The 18077-nt window shown below is 72.1% G+C and carries 15 protein-coding genes and 1 other RNA gene; 5 read left to right on the forward strand and 11 right to left on the reverse strand.

Features of this window, described 5'->3' with window-relative positions; translation table 11 throughout:
* The first annotated feature begins 13 nt into the window (after positions 1-13).
* From map to rnpB, 3 genes are all read left to right on the forward strand, one after another.
* The gene (gene map / locus EDF24_RS14925) at positions 14-877 is read left to right on the forward strand and encodes a type I methionyl aminopeptidase (RefSeq protein WP_123653241.1); all 864 of its coding nucleotides are present in this window, start codon (positions 14-16) and stop codon (positions 875-877) included.
* A 15-nt stretch (positions 878-892) separates the two neighbouring features.
* Positions 893-1642 carry a polyphosphate--glucose phosphotransferase gene (gene ppgK / locus EDF24_RS14930; RefSeq protein WP_123653240.1) on the forward strand — a complete coding sequence of 250 codons (750 nt, stop codon included), beginning with the start codon at positions 893-895 and terminating at the stop codon, positions 1640-1642.
* Between the two features lie 238 nt (positions 1643-1880).
* Positions 1881-2237: RNase P RNA component class A (rnpB, locus tag EDF24_RS14935), an RNA gene on the forward strand.
* Between the two features lie 206 nt (positions 2238-2443).
* On the opposite strand, the gene EDF24_RS14940 is transcribed toward rnpB, so the two are convergent.
* From EDF24_RS14940 to EDF24_RS14980, 9 genes are all read right to left on the reverse strand, one after another.
* Complete coding sequence (locus EDF24_RS14940; RefSeq protein ID WP_123653239.1) at positions 2444-3178, reverse strand: zinc ribbon domain-containing protein; 735 nt, start codon at positions 3176-3178, stop codon at positions 2444-2446.
* 2 nt (positions 3179-3180) lie between these two features.
* Positions 3181-4032 (reverse strand): Nif3-like dinuclear metal center hexameric protein, encoded by an 852-nt coding sequence (locus EDF24_RS14945; protein ID WP_123653238.1) that lies wholly within the window; start codon positions 4030-4032, stop codon positions 3181-3183.
* 44 nt (positions 4033-4076) lie between these two features.
* On the reverse strand, positions 4077-5120 hold the full coding sequence (locus EDF24_RS14950) for a hypothetical protein (RefSeq protein ID WP_123703863.1): 1044 nt from the start codon (positions 5118-5120) through the stop codon (positions 4077-4079).
* 129 nt (positions 5121-5249) lie between these two features.
* A complete protein-coding gene (locus EDF24_RS14955) occupies positions 5250-5807 on the reverse strand; it encodes an alpha/beta hydrolase (RefSeq protein WP_123703865.1) in 558 nt (185 codons plus the stop codon).
* Positions 5808-5843: 36 nt separating this feature from the next.
* Complete coding sequence (locus EDF24_RS14960) at positions 5844-6803, reverse strand: AraC family transcriptional regulator (protein WP_165931476.1); 960 nt, start codon at positions 6801-6803, stop codon at positions 5844-5846.
* Between the two features lie 155 nt (positions 6804-6958).
* Positions 6959-7393 carry an ATP-binding protein gene (locus tag EDF24_RS14965; RefSeq protein ID WP_123653234.1) on the reverse strand — a complete coding sequence of 145 codons (435 nt, stop codon included), beginning with the start codon at positions 7391-7393 and terminating at the stop codon, positions 6959-6961.
* Positions 7390-7728 carry an STAS domain-containing protein gene (locus tag EDF24_RS14970; RefSeq protein ID WP_123653233.1) on the reverse strand — a complete coding sequence of 113 codons (339 nt, stop codon included), beginning with the start codon at positions 7726-7728 and terminating at the stop codon, positions 7390-7392. Before EDF24_RS14970 ends, EDF24_RS14965 begins: the two co-directional genes overlap by 4 nt.
* A gap of 123 nt (positions 7729-7851) precedes the next feature.
* Positions 7852-9039 carry a multidrug effflux MFS transporter gene (locus tag EDF24_RS14975; RefSeq protein WP_123703867.1) on the reverse strand — a complete coding sequence of 396 codons (1188 nt, stop codon included), beginning with the start codon at positions 9037-9039 and terminating at the stop codon, positions 7852-7854.
* A gap of 168 nt (positions 9040-9207) precedes the next feature.
* On the reverse strand, positions 9208-11865 hold the full coding sequence (locus tag EDF24_RS14980) for a phosphoenolpyruvate carboxylase (RefSeq protein WP_123703869.1): 2658 nt from the start codon (positions 11863-11865) through the stop codon (positions 9208-9210).
* A 278-nt stretch (positions 11866-12143) separates the two neighbouring features.
* Between EDF24_RS14980 and EDF24_RS14985 the strand changes: the two genes are divergently transcribed.
* Positions 12144-13778 carry a BCCT family transporter gene (locus EDF24_RS14985; RefSeq protein ID WP_123653825.1) on the forward strand — a complete coding sequence of 545 codons (1635 nt, stop codon included), beginning with the start codon at positions 12144-12146 and terminating at the stop codon, positions 13776-13778.
* An 84-nt stretch (positions 13779-13862) separates the two neighbouring features.
* Here EDF24_RS14985 and EDF24_RS14990 read toward each other — a convergent pair whose 3' ends face one another.
* Both EDF24_RS14990 and EDF24_RS14995 read right to left on the reverse strand, forming a co-directional pair.
* Positions 13863-14165, reverse strand: coding sequence for a DUF2470 domain-containing protein (locus EDF24_RS14990; RefSeq protein ID WP_260233464.1), 303 nt, complete (start codon positions 14163-14165; stop codon positions 13863-13865).
* Entirely contained in the window at positions 14162-14833 is a 672-nt protein-coding gene (locus EDF24_RS14995) for a heme oxygenase (biliverdin-producing) (RefSeq protein ID WP_123703871.1), read from the reverse strand. The genes EDF24_RS14990 and EDF24_RS14995 overlap by 4 nt, the downstream gene beginning before the upstream one ends.
* A gap of 87 nt (positions 14834-14920) precedes the next feature.
* Between EDF24_RS14995 and EDF24_RS15000 the strand changes: the two genes are divergently transcribed.
* Positions 14921-15763, forward strand: coding sequence for a siderophore-interacting protein (locus EDF24_RS15000; protein WP_123653229.1), 843 nt, complete (start codon positions 14921-14923; stop codon positions 15761-15763).
* Positions 15764-18077: the final 2314 nt, after the last annotated feature.

Consider the following 18077-nt stretch of genomic DNA (forward strand, 5'->3'; position numbering starts at 1 on the left):
TAGAGTGGAGCGCATGCCCCGGGACGAACACGGACACCTGACCGCCGGCCGCATCTCCCCGCAGCGGCCCGTCCCGAAGGACATCGAGCGGCCGGAGTACGTCGGCCGGGTGGAGCCGCACGAGCACGGCCTCGGTGACACGTACTCGCCCGACGAAGTCGCGCTGATCCGTGCGGCCGGGCAGATCGCCTCCCGCGCGATCGACGCCGTCGGTGCCGCGATCCGGCCGGGCGTCACCACCGACGAGCTCGACCGCATCGGCCACGAGTACATCGTCGCGCACGGGGCGTACCCCTCCACGCTCGGCTACCGCGGGTACCCGAAGTCGCTGTGCTCCTCGGTGAACGAGGTGATCTGCCACGGCATCCCGGACGACACCGTGCTGCAGGACGGCGACATCGTCAACATCGACATCACCGCCTACAAGGGCGGCATGCACGGCGACACGAACCGCACGTTCGTCGTCGGACAGGCGGCACCCGAGGTCGTCGACCTGGTCACCCGGACCGAGGAAGCAATGAACCGCGGCATCCGCGCAGTCGCTCCCGGCCGCCAGGTGAACGTCATCGGCCGCGCCATCGAGTCCTACGCCAAGCGCTTCGGCTACGGCGTCGTCCGTGACTACACCGGCCACGGCGTCGGTCGGGCGTTCCACTCCGGGCTGATCATCCCCCACCACGACGCCCCCCACTACGACACCGTGATCGAACCCGGCATGGTGTTCACGATCGAACCGATGCTCACCCTCGGCGGCATCGAGGCCGACATCTGGGCCGATGACTGGACCGTCAGCACACGTGACAAGTCCTGGACCGCACAGTTCGAACAGACCCTCGTCGTCACGGAACGTGGCGCCGAGCTCCTGACCGTCTCCTGAAAGGCACCGCTCCTCATGACCTCACTCGCAGTCGGCGTCGACATCGGCGGTACGGGCATCAAGGGCGCGATCGTCGACACGACGACCGGTGAACTGACGACCGAGCGCATCAAGAAGGCCACCCCCGAGGGCGGCAAGCCGCACGACATCGTGGAGGTCGCGAAGGCGATCCTCGACGAGCTGTCCCCCGCCGCCGACGTCCCGGTCGGCGTCTGCTTCCCCGCGATCGTCCGCGACGGCAAGACCATGTCGGCCGCCAACGTGTCGAAGAAGTGGATCGGCTTCGAGGCCGAGGCGCTCTTCGAGAAGGAGCTCGGCCGCTCCATCCACTTCGTCAACGACGCGGACGCCGCCGGGTTCGCCGAGCAGCAGTTCGGCGCGGCGAAGGGCCGCGACGGGCTCGTCATCATGACGACGCTCGGCACGGGCATCGGCACGGCGCTCATCAACGACGGCGTGCTCATCGTGAACGCGGAGCTCGGGCACCTGGAGATCGACGGGGTCGACTACGAGACGAAGGCGTCCTTCGCGGCGAAGGAGCGCGACGACCTCACCTGGAAGCACTGGGCGAAGCGGCTGCAGAAGTACTACTCGCGGCTCGAGGCGCTGCTCTCCCCGGAGCTCTTCGTCGTCGGTGGCGGGGTCTCGAAGCAGTACGAGGAGTTCCTCCCGCTGCTCGACCTGCAGGCGGACATCATCCCCGCCACGCTCCGCAACAACGCGGGCATCATCGGCGCGGCGACCCTAGCGTTCACCTCGAAGTAGGGCCGCGCGGGCCCGGGCGCCGCGCGGGCCGCGCGGGGGCCGCGGGCGCCGCGCGGGCGCCGGGCGCCGGGCGCGTCCCCGGGCGCCTCCCCGGGCACGTCCCCGGGCGCTGAGATCGCACTTCGTGTCGGATCGGCGCGCCGGACCCGACACGAACTGCGATCTCAGCGGGGGGGGCGGGTGCGCGCGAGCGCGGCGCGGCGGGCGCCGGCGCGGGCGGTAGACTCTCGATCGCGAACGGGTCGGTGAGACGGTCGCGTCACTCCCCCGGGAGTGCCGAGGAACGTCCGGGCTCCACAGAGCAGGGCGGTGGGTAACACCCACCCGGAGCAATCCGCGAGACAGTGCCACAGAAAGCAGACCGCCGGTGGCGACACCGGTAAGGGTGAAACGGTGGTGTAAGAGACCACCAGGGGTCCGGGTGACCGGATCCGCTCGGTAAACCTCGCCCGGAGCAAGGTCAGACAGAGGACGTCGAGGCTGCTCGCCGAGTCCTCGGGTAGACCGCTGGAGGCCGACGGCAACGTCGGTCCGAGAGAGATGGCCGTCACCGCTGCAAGGCGGGACAGAACCCGGCGTACGGCCGGCCCGTTCGCACCCCACGCATCGCGCGGCACCGCGTGCCGTCGCACAACCGAGAACACCCCGAACCACGGAAGTCCGTGGTTCGGGGTGCTCTTGGTTGTGCGAAGTACATCCGAACCGCGCGCGGCGCGGAGCGCGGCGGCGCGGAGCGCGGCAGCGCAGCGGCGCGGAGCGCGGCAGCGCAGCGGCGCGGAGCGCGGCAGCGCAGCGGCGCGGCTACAGCCCGGACTCGGCCGTCCGGACGAGGACCGCCTCGCTGTCCGGGCAGAGAACGACGTCGTCCGGCGCAGCCGCACGGATCGCCTGCAGGTCGGCGCCGGTGAGCGTCACGCCCGACGCGGTCGACACGCCGCCCTGCAGCAGCGACGCCCCGAAGCCGTACCTGGCACGCTGACGCTCGTACAGCGCCAGGAGGTCGTCCGGCACCTTCGCGGCGACGTCGGCGCGGCTCTGCACCGCGGACGAGCGGTCCGCCTCGAGCCGGGCGATCTCGGTGTCACGCTCCGTGGCGAGTCCGGCGCGGGCGGCCTCGACGTCGGCGAGCTCCGCCTCGATGTCGCCGACCCGGGCGCGCAGCCCGTCGAGCTTCTCCATGATCTCGAGCTCGGAGGTCTCGAGGTCGCCGATGCGGCGCTGCAGCGAGTCGAGCTCGCTCTGCAGCCCGGCGGCGTCCTTCGCGCTGGAGACGTTCGCGAGCATCGTCGTGTCGCGGGTCACGCGGGCCTGCGCTGTCGCGGTGTCCGACTCGAGCCGGGCGAGGTCCCGCTCCGCGTCCTCGACGTCGCCGGTCGCCGCTGCGAGCCTGCTGCGGAGCCCGGAGGCGGTGGCGCTGAGCTCGGTGAGCCGGTCCCCCTTCTGCAGGGAGCTGATCCGGTGCGCGATGCGCGTGATGTCGTTGTCGAGTCGCTGGACGTCGAGGAGGATGACCTGGTCCTCGGGTGCTGCCTTCATGGTCAGGCTCCTTGTTCGGTGGTGGGGGTGGGGGCGGCCGCGCTCGGCAGGACGGCGAAGTCCCACGGGTCGGTCCGGAGGTCGCTCACGGTCACGCGGACCCCGGCGGCCTGCCGGAGCTGTTCCGCGGCGACGTCGAGCCAGAGCCACTCGGTGGCCCAGTGCGACGTGTCGATCAGTGCGGGTCCGTCGGTGAGCAGCGCCTGTTCGCGGAACTCCGACGCGGGGTGGTGGCGGAGGTCGCTGGTGACGTAGACGTCGGCGTCGCGCACCAGGGCGTTACCGAGCAGGGAGTCCCCGGCGCCGGCGCAGAGCGCCACGGTGCGAACGGGCCGGTCGTAGTCCCCGGACACGCGGACCCCGGAGGCGGTCGGCGGGAGCACGTCGACGATGCGCCGGGCGAGGACGCCGAGGGGCACCGCTTCCGGCAGGACGCCGACGCGTCCGATCCCGGTGTCGGGCGCGTCGCCCGGGTCGAGCGGGCGCTGGTCGCGCAGTCCGATGCGGTCGGCGAGCACCGCGGAGGTCCCGGTGGCGACGACGTCGGCGTTCGTGTGGGCGGCGACGAGTGCGCACCCGCCACGGACGAGCGTCGCGAGCACCGCACCCTTGTAGGTGTCCTCGGCGATGGTCGTCACGCCGCGGAGCAGCAGCGGGTGGTGGGTCAGCAGCAGGTCGGCGCCGAGTGCGACCGCTTCGCGTGCGGTGTCCGGCACGGCGTCGACGGCGAGGTGGACGTGCTCGACGACCGCGTCCGGGTTCCCCGAGACGAGGCCGACGGAGTCCCACGACTCGGTTCCCGCGACCGGCCACAGGGACTCGATCACGGCCTGGAGATCGCGCAGCGTCGGCATCCGGACAGTCTACCGAGGGGCCCGGCTGGGCCGGCGCCGCGAGGTCACCGGCGGCCGAGGACCCGGACGACGGCGGCGACGACGCGGGACCACCAGCCGGCACGAGCCGACTCGGCAGCGTCCACCGCATCGGCGGACTCGGTCGGTGCGACCGGCGCGGCAACCGCGTCCGGCAGCGCGGCGGCGTGCTCCTCGGGGAACACGACCGGCGTGCCCGCGGTCTCCGCGCGGTGTGCGCGGAGCACGGCCGCGAACGTGTCGCGGTCGACGACGGTCGGCCCGGTGACGGGCTGGATGAGCGGGGTGGGTCGCGTGTTCGCCGACACCGGTGTCACGGCCTGGAGGCTCGGCACCAGTCGGGCGGGCTCGTCACGGTCCGCGGCGGCGTCGTCCAGGGCCGGGGTCGCGCTGACCACGACGGGCGCGGCGACCGCCGGCAGCACGAGTGCGGGCGCGGGCTCGACGACCGCGGCGGGTGTGACGACGGCGACGGCACCGGTGGTCGCAGCACGACGGGCGGCGGCGCGGTCGCGACGGTCCGCCTCGTCGGCGGCGTCCGCGAGCAGGTCGTCGAAGACGGAGCGGGCGTAGGCACGCGCGGCGTCGATCTCCGGGTCGCTGAGGTCGGCGACGACGGCTTCCCACGCGGCGAGCCGTGCGAGGTCCTCGTCGCGGCGGCGGACCTCGTCCTCGAGGATCACGATGCGCTCGATCGTCGCGCGGCCGCTCTGCGCGGACACCTCGACGGCGAGCTCCTCGATCCGGAGGGCGAGTCGCTCGGGCGGCTCGGGGAAGGACGGGGCGCAGACCGAGGCGTGGCGGCCACGGTCGCGGGGGCGCCGGAAGGCGCTGTCGTCCGAGGGGACGGACGCGGGCTGTTCGGACTCGGCCTGTTCGGACTCGGCCTGCTCGAGCAGGGGCGCGGCTGCCGTGGTGGCGTCCGGTCGCTGCACCGGGCCGGTGACGGGCGGGACCACGAGGTCCGACACGTACGGGGCTCGGGTGGCCGGGGCGTCACGGAGCCACTCCTCGAGCTCGCGACCGAAGGGGTCGACGAGAGGGGTGCGTGCACCGGACTGCGTTTCCATGTTCCGAAGGATAAATATCGCGGAGTGGATGCTGTCGCTCATCCCCGGTGTGTCGCGGGATCGCCTGCCATATCGCGTCGAAGGTGAACGGCGTGTCGCGCGGCGCGATGCACTTCCGTCACATCTGCCTCAGAGGCCCCGCGAAAACTCCTCGAGGAGCGCCCTGCCGTCCGGCCAGTCCCCCACCCCGCTGGCGATGTTGACGTGCCCGTGCGAGCCGATCCGACGGACGTCGGCACCGAGCCGGGCGGCCATCTCCTCGGCACGTTCGGACGTGCAGTAGGGGTCGTCGTCGCTCACGACCACCAAGGTGGGCGTGGCGACCGCGCGGTCGGGTACCGCGAAGCCCGCGGCGGCGACCGGGAACCCCGGTGCCTCCGGGTCCGGCGGGGCGACGAGGAACGCGCCCGCGATGCGGCCGTCGTCGTTCCGCCCGTCGTCTGCTCCGAGCCACCCGGCGACCGCCAGGACCCCGAGGCTGTGCGCGACGAGCACCGGTGGAGCGTCCACCGTGGCGATCGCGCGGTCGATGGCGGCGGACCAGTCGTCCGGGTCCGGCTCGGACCAGGACGTCGGCGCGATGCGCACCGCGGCACCGGCCCGTTCGGCCTGCCAGCGCGACTGCCAGTGCTCGGGGTCGGAGTTCCAGATCCCGGGGACGATCACCCACGGTCGTTCTCGGCTCACGGTCCGAGCGTAGAGGGCGCGCCCTCGCTCCGGGACTCAGCCCTGCAGCGTGTCCCGCGGGTACTCGCCGAACCGGGAGGCGTAGGCGGCCGAGAACCGGCCGAGGTGCGCGAAGCCCCAGCGCATGGCGACGGAGGCCACCGTGAACTCACCGGGCGTGCCGCGACGGAGTTCCTCGCGGATGCGGTCCAGGCGGATCCCGCGGAGCATCGCGTTCGGCGCGGACCCGACCTGCCGCTGGAAGGCCTGCTGCAGCCCACGGACGCTCAGCCCGACGTGTGCGGCGACGTCCGTCGTCGAGATCGGTGTGTGCGCGAACGCGGACATGTACTCGACGGCTTCCCGGACCCGACCGGTCGCGCCCTGCGGCAGGTGCACCTCGGCCGCGAGCAGCCGGTGCGGGAACGTCCGGAGGAGCGTCGTCGCGGTCGCCCGCGCCGTCTCGGCCATCGCGAGCGGCGACACCGGCGTGGTGCCGAGGACGACCGCTGCGGCGTCCTGGACCTGCCGGTGCCACTCCCGCACGTCGTCGGGCGACGGTGCGGTGGCGTGGTCGAACACGAGCGGCCCTGGCTGTGCGCCGTGCACCTCGGCGGCGATCCCCTCGAGGTACGTCCGGTCGAACTGCACGAGGCTCTGCCGCACGTCGGCGAGCTCGAAGGCGAACGGACGGCCGGTCGGGAACATCATCGGCGACCCCGGCGCGAACGGAACTTCGTCCCGGCCGATGTCGACCCGTCCGCCGCCGTCGACGGTCCACATCACGACGTACTCGTCGCGGGACTCCACCTCGCCCCGGATGGCCGCGTCGAAGCGGCTCGACCGGAACGACATCGACTCGTCGCCGACCACCCGGAACCGGTAGGAGAACGGGCGGGCCGTGCGGCGCGCGACGAACCCGGCGCCCTCGTAGGCGTCCTCGTACATGCGCCGAGCGTCGTCGAGGTCATCGCCCGACGTCTCGAAGCTCATGCGGGGGTCGGGCTCGACTGTCATCGCGCGCATCGTGACACGATCCCCCTCCGCGTCCGCAATCCGCCGAGCCGTCTTGCGGGTTCCGGCCTCCTGGCTGCGCATTGTGGATCAGGGCGTCACACTGCTCGCGTCAGTGCGCGGCCTGCTCGCGGATCATTGCGCAGCCGGCTCCCGGATCAGTGCGCGGCGCCGTCCGCCGCCCGTCCACGCCGGACCGTCCACCGGTTCCGGTCGCCGTCCCGCTCGTACCGCAGTTCGTCGACGACCATGCCGACCAGGGCGAGACCGCGACCGCTCTCGGCGGACGCGTCGGGGAGTGCTGCAGCCGACGGGTCGACGGAGGTGGGCCGACCGTCGTCGGTGAGTCGTGCCTCCAGACCGTCGCCCGTGACCGCGAGGTCGAGCGAGCACGCGACCCGCGCGCCACCGCCCGCGTGCTCGACCACGTTCGAGGCGAGCTCGATCAGCGCGAGCTCGAAGGCCATCCGGTCTTCCGGACCGACGGTGGGTTCCGTGCCCCACACGCCCGCGAGGAAGTCGTGCACGGCGGAGACGTCGTCCGGCGGGGACGCGAAGTCGAGACGGTGCTCGCTCACGGCGCTGCCGCTCATCCCCAGTTGGTGACCGCGGCGTCCCCGTCGGGGTACGTCCGCAGGATCTTGTCGATGTTCGAGAGCTTGAGGACCATCGAGACCTGGTCCGAGGGGGCCGCGATGCGGAGGTCCCCACCGGCCTGGCGCGCGGTCTTCAGGCAGCCGACGAGCGCGCCCAGTCCGGAGGAGTCCATGAACTCGACCCCGGAGAGCTCGACGACGACGCGGTGCCGGCCGTCCCCCACGACCTTGGCGACGGTCTCCCGGAACGCCGGGGCCGACACCATGTTCAGCCGCCCCTTGCACTCCAGGACCGCCGCGTCCGTCTGCGCCTCGTGTACGACGATGTCCATGCGGGATGCCTCCTCCGGTCGGTGCCCCTTGCTCAACGGACCCTATCGGTTCGCGCCGTGGCTTCGTTCGGTGCGCGCCGCGGCTTCTTCCGATCCGCGGCGCGGTCAGCGTGTGCGCCGCGGTCAGCGTGTGCGGCGCGTCGCCGACGCCTGGACGACGACCGCGGCGGCCATCAGCACCACCATCACGGAACCCATCGCCAGCGCAGTCCCACCGAGGAGCCCCGCGAGCGGCGTCCCGAGCCCACCGAGCCCGAACGACAGCCCGCCCTGCAGCGCCGCCGCCGTCCCGGGGTGCGCCGCGCCGACGTGCTGTGTGCGGGTCATCGCGGCTGGCAGCACGAAGCCCCACGCCCCGGTGACGACCGCCAGCGAGCACCAGACCGGCACCGGCCCGAGGCCGAGCAGCGCGGCGACGAGCACCCCGGCCCCGCCGATCGTCCCGACGGCGAGCCCGAAGGTGAGCAGCCCGTCCTCGGAGAACCGCCCCACGACGCGGCGGAACACCAGGGTCGTGATGATCATCATCGTCGCGTTCGTGGCGAAGACGAGCGTGTACAGCCCTTCGGAGAAGCCGAACTCGGTCTGGAACACGAACGAGCTCGTCGCGATGTAGGCGAAGAAGCCGATCGTCGACAGCACCCCGGTCAGCAGGTACGCGCGGAACCGCGGGATCGCGACGAGCTGCCGGATCCGCTGCCAGTTCGCCGCGAGGCCCACACTGCCCCGGGTGCGGAGCGTCTCGTGGAAGTACGGGACGACCATCGCGAAGAACACCGCACCGAGCACGGCGAGCACGACGAACATCACGCGCCAGGTGGCGAAGGACAGCACCGCTCCCCCGGCCAGCGGCGCGACGACCGGGCCGATCGCGTTGATCGCGGCCAGGGTCCCGAACACCTTGGCCATCGGCGGGCCCGCCATCACGTCGGAGACCATCGCCCGGCCGGCGACCGCCGCTGCGGCACCCGCCAGCCCCTCGACCACCCGGGCGGCGATGAGCGTCCCGACGTCCGGCGCCAGGGCACAGCCGAGGGACGCGAGCGCGAACAGGGCCGTCCCGCCGAGCATCATCGGCCGACGACCGATGCCGTCGCTGACCGGGCCGGCGAGGAGCTGCCCGACCGCGAACGCGACGAGGAACGCCGTCAGGGAGAGCTGCACGGCACTCGGGCTCGTCGCGAGGTCCCGGGCGATCGCGGGCAGCGCGGGGATGTACATGTCCGTCGCGAACGGCGACACCCCGACGATGAGTGCCAGGGGCACGATCGGCGGGAGGGTGGCCTGGGTCAGGGTGCGCTCCGTCGTCACCCGGGCAACGCTACGCCGCCCCGAATCGATTCGACAGGCGGCGCGGCGCGGCGGCGCGGCGCGGCGCGGCGCGCCTCGCGAACGGCGAGACGCCGCTGTCCGGCCGAAACGCCGCCGTGGACCGGGGCGTCTCGTCCGCACAGCGGCGTCTCGAGCCTGGAGCGGGGCTCAGCCGGTGTTCTGCAGGCCGGCGGCGATGCCGTTCACCGTCAGCAGGAGCAGGCGGTGGTCGGTGTCCGCCGGGTCGGTGCTGCCGCTCGTCCGGATGGCGCGGAGCGCTCGGAGCTGGAGGTGCGACAGGGCGTCGACGTAGGGGCTCCGGAGCCGGACGGCGCGGGCGAGCACCGGCCGGTCCTCGAGGACGTCGGCGCCACCGGAGACCTTGAGCACCCAGTCGCGGGTCCGGATCATCTCGTCGAGGACGCGGGCGGCCAGGTCGTCCCGGTCCGCCAGTTCGAGGTACCGGCGGGCGATGTGCTCGTCGGTCTTCGCCAGGGACATCTCGACGTTCTTGATCATCGCGCCGAACAGCGGCCACTCGGCGTACGCGGTGCGGAGCAGGTCGACGTCGCCGACTGCCTCCAGCGCGGAGCCGAGGCCGTACCAGCCGGCGAGGTTGATCCGCGCCTGCGTCCACGAGAACACCCACGGGATCGCGCGGAGGTCCTCGAGGGACTCCACCGACAGGCCACGACGGGCCGGGCGGGAGCCGAGCGGCAGCAACCCGATCTCCTCCATCGGGGTCACGCGGGCGAACCACGGCGCGAACCCGTCCGCCTTCACGAGCCCGTAGAAGGCGTCGCGGGAGACGTCGTCGAGCTGCTGGGCCAGGTCGGCGAACCGGGTGGCTGCGGCCTCGATGCGGGCCTCGTTCGAGGGCGAGGACGCGAACAGCGTGGCGGAGGCCATCTGCTCGAGGTGCCGGGCGGCGATGTCCTGGTCGCCGTACTGGGCGAAGATGACCTCGCCCTGCTCGGTGAGCTTCAGCCGGCCGTCGATCGACCCCGGCGGCTGGGCGAGCACGGCCTCGTTCGCGGGACCGCCGCCGCGACCGAGCGAACCGCCGCGGCCGTGGAAGAGCGTGAGTTCGATGTCGTTGACCTTCGCCCACTGCGCGATCTTCGCCTGGGCGTCGTACAGCGCCAGGTTCGCCGACACCGGGCCGACGTCCTTCGACGAGTCGGAGTAGCCGAGCATGACCTCGAGCTTCCGGCCGGTCGCGGCGAGTCGGCGCTGGAACGCCTCGGTCCGGACGGCCTCGTCGAGGATCTCGACGCTGGCGTGCAGGTCGGCGAAGGTCTCGAACAGCGGGATGACGTCGAGCACCGGTGCCGCCTCGGCGGACCCGAGCGCGGCGACCGCCAGCTCGTGCACGTTCGCCAGGTCCGCAGCGGACTGCGTGAACGAGACGATGTAGCGGTTCGAGGCCCGGACGCCGTAGCGCTGCTGGAGCTCGGCGATGGTGCGGAAGACGGCGAGGACCTCTTCGGTGGTCTCGCTCAGCTCGCCGCCGGCGCGGATCTCCGCGAGCGCGTTCCGGTGCACCTGCGAGTGCTGCCGGATCTCGAGCTCGGCGAGGTGGAAGCCGAACGTCTCGACCTGCCAGACGAGGTTCTGCAGCTCGCCGTACGCGGGGCGCGACGCCCCGGCGGCGACGAGCGAGGCCTGGATCGTGCGGAGGTCGGTGAGGAGCGACTCCGGGCCGGGGTAGGCCAGCGGGGCGTCGCCACGTCGGGTGGCGTCGATGCGCGCCGCCGTGAAGAGGAGTGCGCGGCGATGGGTCTCGTTCGGCGCCCGGATGCCGATGCGCTCGGCGATGTCCGGGTCGAGGGACTCCTGCGACGCCACGAGCGCGGTCAGCCCGGCGTCGGCCGGCGTCTCGCTGTGGTCGAGGGTCAGGGTGCTGCCGATGCGGGTGGCGGCACGGGCGAGACCGAGCAGGATGTGCTCCGCCGCGATCTCCGCCGCCTGCCGCGTGATGTCGGACGTCACGAACGGGTTGCCGTCGCGGTCGCCACCGATCCACGTGCCGAAGCGCACGAACGCCGGGGCCTGCACGGGCACGCTGCCGGCGTCCTCGCCGAGGAGCCGGTCGTCGAGGAGGCGGTACACCTGCGGGACGATCTCGAACAGCGTCTGGTCGAACACGCTCATCGCGGTGCGGACCTCGTCGAGCGGGGTCGGGCGGGTGGTGCGGAGGGGCGAGGTGCGGAGGAGGTTCGTGATCTCCTCGAGCAGGCGTCGCTCGTTCTCGGCACGGGCTGTCGCATTCTTCGCGCGGTCCCGTTCGTCGATGAGGTCGGTGATGCGCCGCACGGCCGTGGTCACCGCGCGGCGGCGGGCCTCGGTCGGGTGCGCCGTGAGCACCGGGTGGAACCGGAGGGCGTCGAGCCGGGCGGCGGCTTCGTCCGCGCCGACCTCGCCCACGAGCTCGGCGTAGGTGGCCGGGAACGAGTCGCCCCCGACGCCGCCGTCGTCGCCCCGCAGCCGGAGGACGCGCACGCGGTGGTGCTCCTCGGCCAGGTTCGTCAGGTGGAAGTAGGTGGTGAAGGCCCGTGCGACCTCTTCGGCACGCTCGGCCGAGAGCCCCGCGACGACCGCTTCGGCCCGTGCAGCACCGTCGGTGTCCGATCCCTCGTACGCCTCGATGACCGCGGCACGCAGCGCTTCGACGTCACGCAGGAGCTCGTCGCCGCCGCTCTCGCGCAGCACGCGCCCGAGCAGGCTCCCGAGGTAGCGGACGTCCGCGCGCAGGTCGCTGTCGACCGCTCCGCTGACATCGTCTCGTGCGCTGCCGAAGCGCGTCGATCCGTCGATCGCCGTCATCTCGTCCTCTCGGGTCGCCCGGCACACCGCTTCCGGGACCCCAGCAGCGTATCGGCAGGCGGGCGCACGTGACGACGACCGTCCGGACGGCCGGACGCGGGCGCGCGGCCTTCGTAGACTCCGCGGTACGGGGACAGACCGCCCTCGCAGGGCGGAGCGCGGACGTGAGCGACACGACGGAACCAGCCGGCACGACGGGGTCATCCGACACGACGGGACCATCCGACACGACGGGATCATCCGACACCACGGGACCATCCGGTGGCCCGGTCCCCGACCTGCGGAAGCGACCCCCGGTCGAGCGCTGGGTCTTCTGGCCGGCCGCCGGCCTCGTCCTGGCCTTCGTCGTCGTGGCGCTGATCGCCCCGAAGGGCACCGAGGCCGTGTTCGCGACGGTGCAGGACACCATCGTCCGCGACTTCGGCTGGTACTACGTGCTCGTCGCCGCGGGGTTCGTCCTGTTCGCGATCTGGATCGGCTTCAGTCGCTTCGGCGACATCGTCCTCGGCAAGGACGACGAGGAGCCGGAGTTCTCCACGATGTCGTGGCTCTCGCTGCTCTTCGCGGCGGGCATGGGCATCGGGCTGGTGTTCTACGGGGTGGCCGAACCGCTCAGCCACTTCGCGTCGCCGCGACCCGGGGTCACCGGCAGCGACGACGAACTCGCGCAGCGGGCGATGACGCAGACGTTCCTGCACTGGGGCCTCCACGCGTGGGCGATCTACGTCGTGGTCGGGCTCGCCCTCGCCTACGCGATCCACCGGCGCGGCCGGCCGGTCTCGATCCGGTGGGCGCTCGAGCCGCTGCTCGGCCGTCGGGTGACCGGCGGGTGGGGCAACCTCATCGACGTCGTGGCCCTCGTCGGCACGCTCTTCGGCGTCGCCACGTCGCTCGGGCTCGGCGTGCTGCAGATCGGAGCCGGGCTCGACTACACGGACATCGCCGAGGACTCCCGCGGCCTGCAGATCGTGCTCATCGCCGTCGTCACGCTGATCGCGATCGGCTCGCTCCTGAGCGGTGTCGGCAAGGGCATGAAGTACCTCTCCACCACGAACCTGCTGCTGGCGGCCGCCCTGCTCCTGGTCGTGCTGGTGTTCGGCCCGACCCAGTTCCTGCTCGGCGAGTTCGTGCAGTCGATCGGGCTGTACGCGCAGGGCTTCGTCGGGGCGGCGTTCGACACGAGTGCGTTCGCGGGGAAGGCCGGTCAGCAGTGGCAGGGCGCCTGGACCACGTTCTACTGGGGCTGGTGGATGTCGTGGGCGCCGTTCGTCGGCATCTTCATCGCGCGGATCTCCCGGGGCCGGACCGTCCGGCAGTTCGTGCTCGGCGTGCTGTTCGTCCCGACGCTCCTGACCTTCCTCTGGTTCGGGGTGATGGGCGGCACGGCGCTCTGGGACCAGCTGCACGGACACGGCGACCTGGTCGGCGCCGACGGCAGCGTGAACGTCGAGCGTGTCCTCTTCCAGATGCTCGGAGCACTGCCGGCAGGTCCGGCGCTCGTGATCGGCGCGATCGTCCTCATCGGCGTGTTCTTCGTGACCTCGGCCGACTCCGGCGCGCTCGTGATGGGGATGATCGCGACGGGCGGGCAGCTCGAACCGAAGAACTGGATCCGGGTCTTCTTCGCCGTCGTCACCGCGCTCGTCGCCGTCGCGCTGCTGCTCGCCGGCGGCCTGAACGCACTGAAGACGGCCGCGATCACCACGGCGCTGCCGTTCAGCGTCGTGATGGTGCTGATGTGCGGGTCCACCGTGGTGGCGTTCACCCGTGAGCGGCGCGCGTACCTCCGCGCGGAACGGCGGGCGGCGATGGCCGACTTCGCCGAGTTCTACCAGCAGGAGGTCGTCGACCCTGCGGAGCGGGCGCCCCGCACGGGGCCGATCGCGAAGCTCGCGCGGCGCATCCGCCGCTGATGGAGTGTCGCCGGGAACACGGCGTCCGGCGGAAGCACCCCTGCTGTGGCGGAGCGACCGCGTTCCCGGCGGGTCTGGGGGCGGCTAGCTCGGCTCGGCGAGCTGGGCCTGCGCGGCCGCGTGCACCTCGACGATCTGCACGCGAGCCGACCGGCGATCGGTCAGCGGGGACGTCCACGGCACGATGACGTGCTCCACGTCCCCGTCGTCGAGCTGCGCGAGCCAGACACCCGCGATCGCGTCGATCTCGGTCATGGTCGCGGCCACTGCGGTCGCTGCGCCGTTCGCCCGCGCGATCACCAGGTTGTCGAGCGCGTGGTCGGTGTTCATGTGCCGGAGGATCGCGCGCCGGGCCTCGGCGTCGAAGGGCGGCTGCCCGTCGGTCACGCGATCACCGCCGCGTCGCCATCCGTGCGCCGCGCCGCGTCGAGCTCGGCGAGCAGCCCGCTGTTGAGCGCGTACGCCAGCTCCACCTCGGCGATGACCCGCTCGCGCTCGTCGTCGTCCCACGGCGCCGCGTCGAGCTGCGCCCGGTAGGTGTCCCGGAACGCGGTCGGGTCGGCGACCTGGTCGAAGATGTAGAAGAGGACGCCGTTCGTGTCGAACCCGAACTGGTCGGCGAGCACCCGGCCGATCGCCTGACCGCCGGACAGGTCGCCGAGGTAGCGCGTGTAGTGGTGCGCCACGAAGCCGCCGGGCCACTCGGCCGCGACCTCGTTGAGGCGACGGACGTACGCCGTGGTGGCGGGCGACGGGCACACCAGCTCGGGCCAGTCCGGCCCGATCAGGTACTCGAGGTCCGCGCGGATCGCCGGCATCCGGGTGAGCTGCGCGGTGACGAACGGCGCTGCCACCGGGTGGTCGGCCATCCGGGCTGCGGCGCGCTCGAGGGCGTCGTACACGAACGAGTACTGTCCGAGCAGGGCGGCGTAGTCGGCGACGTCGCACGCACCCCCGAGCAGGTCGTGCATGAAGTCGTTCCCGGCCGCGGAGCCGTGCGAGCGGCGGGTGCGCTTGCGCAGCAGCTCGGAGAACGGGATGACGGTCGTGTCCATGAGGTAAGGCTAACCTTAGTGACGCGCACGTCAAGCACGAACCACGGAATCCAGGCGACGCAGAAGCACCGAGAGGAAGCTCCTCAGATGAGCTCGAAGAACCGCACCCAGCACGTGTTCGTCGTCGACCGCACCGAACAGCTGTCGCCGCACATGGTCCGCGTCCACCTCGGCGGCCCCGCGTTCGATGACTTCATCGCGGCGGCGGACCCGGAGCGACTCGGGAGCACCGACAAGTACGTGAAGCTCCTGGTCGCCAAGCCAGAGCTCGGGCTCGAGCCCCCGTACGACCTCGAGGCGCTCCGCGAGACCCTCCCGAAGCACGACCGGCCGGCCCGCCGCACCTACACGGTGCGTGCCATCGACCTCGACGCCCACACGATCGCCATCGACTTCGTCGTGCACGGCGACGAGGGACTCGCCGGCCCCTGGGCCGCTGCGGCGGAGCCCGGCGACCGGCTCGCCCTCTCCGGCCCCGGCGGCGGCTACGCGCCGAGCACCGACCCCGCGGTCGTCCACGTCCTCCTCGGCGACGACAGCGCGCTCCCGGCGATCGCATCCGCCCTGGAGGCCATGGACGACTCCGCCACGGGCGTCGCCCTGGTCGAGGTCGCCGGCCCCGACGACGAACAGGACATCGCGCACCCGGCCGGCATCGCACTGCGGTGGCTGCACCGCGACGCCGCCGGCGCCGAGCCGGGCACGCTCCTGCTGGCCGAGACCCGGGAACTGCCCCGTGCCTCCCGGCCGGTCCAGGTGTTCGCCCATGGTGAGCGGACCGCGATCAAGGCGATCCGTCGGCTGCTGCAGGACGAGTGGGAGCTCGAGAAGTCGGACATGTCGCTCTCCGCGTACTGGGCGCTCGGGCGCGCCGAGGACAAGTTCCAGGAGGAGAAGCGCGAACCGATCGGCGTCATCTTCGACGCCTGAGCGCCACCGCCGAGTGGTCTGTGACATTTCATATTACGGATATGCTGAGTGCTCCCCCACAGAACGGTTGTACTCATGGCAACTCATCTCCGCTGTCCCCTGCTCGCAACGGGACTCGCGCTCACGATCGGTCTCACCGGAGCCCTCACCTCCGGTTCGGCGGCGCTCGCAGCCTCTCCCGCTGCAGCTGCAGCTGGATCGGTCCGGTCGCACGGCACGACGAACTCCGCTGACCTGACACCGCCGACGATCGTCCGATTGGCGCCCGGAGCACTCGGTGAGTGGGAGGTCGTCTTCCACGGGAGGCCGAACACCGGGGTCATCCGCGTCGGCGAGGACGGCGCCTTCGCCGGCCGTTTCGGCAAGACCGGAGCCGACGGCACGCTGGTCTCGACGATCCCGCGCGGCCTCGTCGGCACGATTCGCATCGTCACCGAGGACGGTTCCGGGCAGTCGCGTCCGCTGCAGATCCCCGTCCCGACCTCCGACGCGGACCGGGTGTCGCCAGAACCGCGCGACATCACCGTCACCCCGACGGCCGCTGGCTTCCGGCTCAGTGGTGCGTCTGGTCTCGACGTCGTGAACGTGTTCGGCCAGGCCACCGGTGCACTCCGCTTCCCGCTCGGCACCGTCCCCGTGACCGACGGACGCTTCGCCGTCGAGGTGCCCGCGTCGCTCGCAGGTCGGACGATCGGTGTCGGCGCACAGCTCGCCGGATGGCGGACCGCAGTCACCCAGGTTCGGGTACCCGACGACGGACGGGGCGGACCGTCGACGCCGAACGTCCGGATCATCGCACCGTCGAAGGGGGTGACCGTCCTCGCCGGCGACGCCGACCCGGGCACGACGATCGTCATCAGGACCACCGATGGCGACCGAGACCTGACGACGTCCAGGGACGGCTCGTGGTCCGGCGAGGTCACGAACGACAACGGCGGCGTGCGCCTCCTGGCGCGGGATACCTCGGGAGCGTTCTCACCCGAGGTCACGGTCCCGCTCGGCGCGGCGCACGTGTCCGACCCGAGCGGCGCAGCGGTGGTTCGTGACGGCGCAGACGTCAGGATCACCGGCGCTGCGAGTGGCGACCGGGTCGGCCTCACCGGTACCGGGCGTACCGAGGTGAGCGCAGCGATCATCGACGGGACGTTCACCGTGACGGTGCCGGCTGCGACCCTCGGCACGCGGGTGTCGATCGCGTCGCACGCGGGGTCGTCGACCTCCGGCGCACTCACCGTCACGATCCCCGACGCGACGAGCGTCGGTGCTCCCTCCGTTTCGCGGACCATCGCGACTGCGACCGGGAAGCTCGTGCTCATCGGCACAGCGACCGGAGCGGTCTCGGTGAGCGCGACCATCGACGGCTCCCACTACGTGTTCGCACGCGTCTCCGAAGGCAGGTTCTCCGTCGAGTTGCCCTCCGAGGTCATCGGCCGTTCGATCGGCCTCACGGGGATCGGTGACGACGGATCGCGGTCGGCGACCACGACCACCACGCTCGAGCTGCCGAGCGAGAGCGCCGAGGTCGGAGCGCCGGTTGCTTCGCGCTTCTTCGAGCACGTGGACGGCACACGCAGCTTCCGACCAGTGCCGTCGGGCGACGAACCCGAGGTCGTCTGGCTGATGGACGGCCGACGCCAGGTCGTCCGGGCCGCGCTCGTCGAACGGGGCTCGTCCGTCGTGACGGTCTGGGACATCGCCGCCGAAGCAGCGAACGAGGAGTACACCATCGTCGCGTTCGACGGTGCACATCGTTCCGCCCCGGTCGTCGTGCCCGGGCAGCTGAGCGTGGACGGCATCGCGAATTCGAACCGCTACACGCCCGGCCCGCGCACCTTCACCGGCACCGCGACACCGGGTTCCGTGATCGTCGCCCGCGACGCGGGCGCAGGAGAACTCTTCCGGACGACGGTCGGCGCGAGCCGGTCGGCCTCCGGGACGTGGTCGGCCGTCGCTGAACTCGCGAAGCCGGATGGCTACGACGTGTCCTTCACACAGACCACGCCGACCGGTGGGGTGAGCGTGATGGAGCACGTGGCATTCGTCGCGGAGGCTGACACCCGTCCGTTCGCGGTGACCAGCCACACCAACGGGCAGACCTACACCGCTGGGAAGAACACCTTCACCGGCACCGCGACGGCAGGAAGCCTCGTCACGGCGAAGAACCAGTGGGGCACCCCGATGGGCTCGGCGAAGACCAACGCCACCGGCACGTGGACCTTCGACCGCGACCTCGGCCCCACCGCCGACTACACCGTCACCTTCACCACCGACTCCGGCCAGAACCCCCTCACCCTCCACCTGAACGGACCGAAGT

Source organism: Curtobacterium sp. PhB130 (genome assembly GCF_003755165.1).
Lineage (GTDB): Bacteria > Actinomycetota > Actinomycetes > Actinomycetales > Microbacteriaceae > Curtobacterium.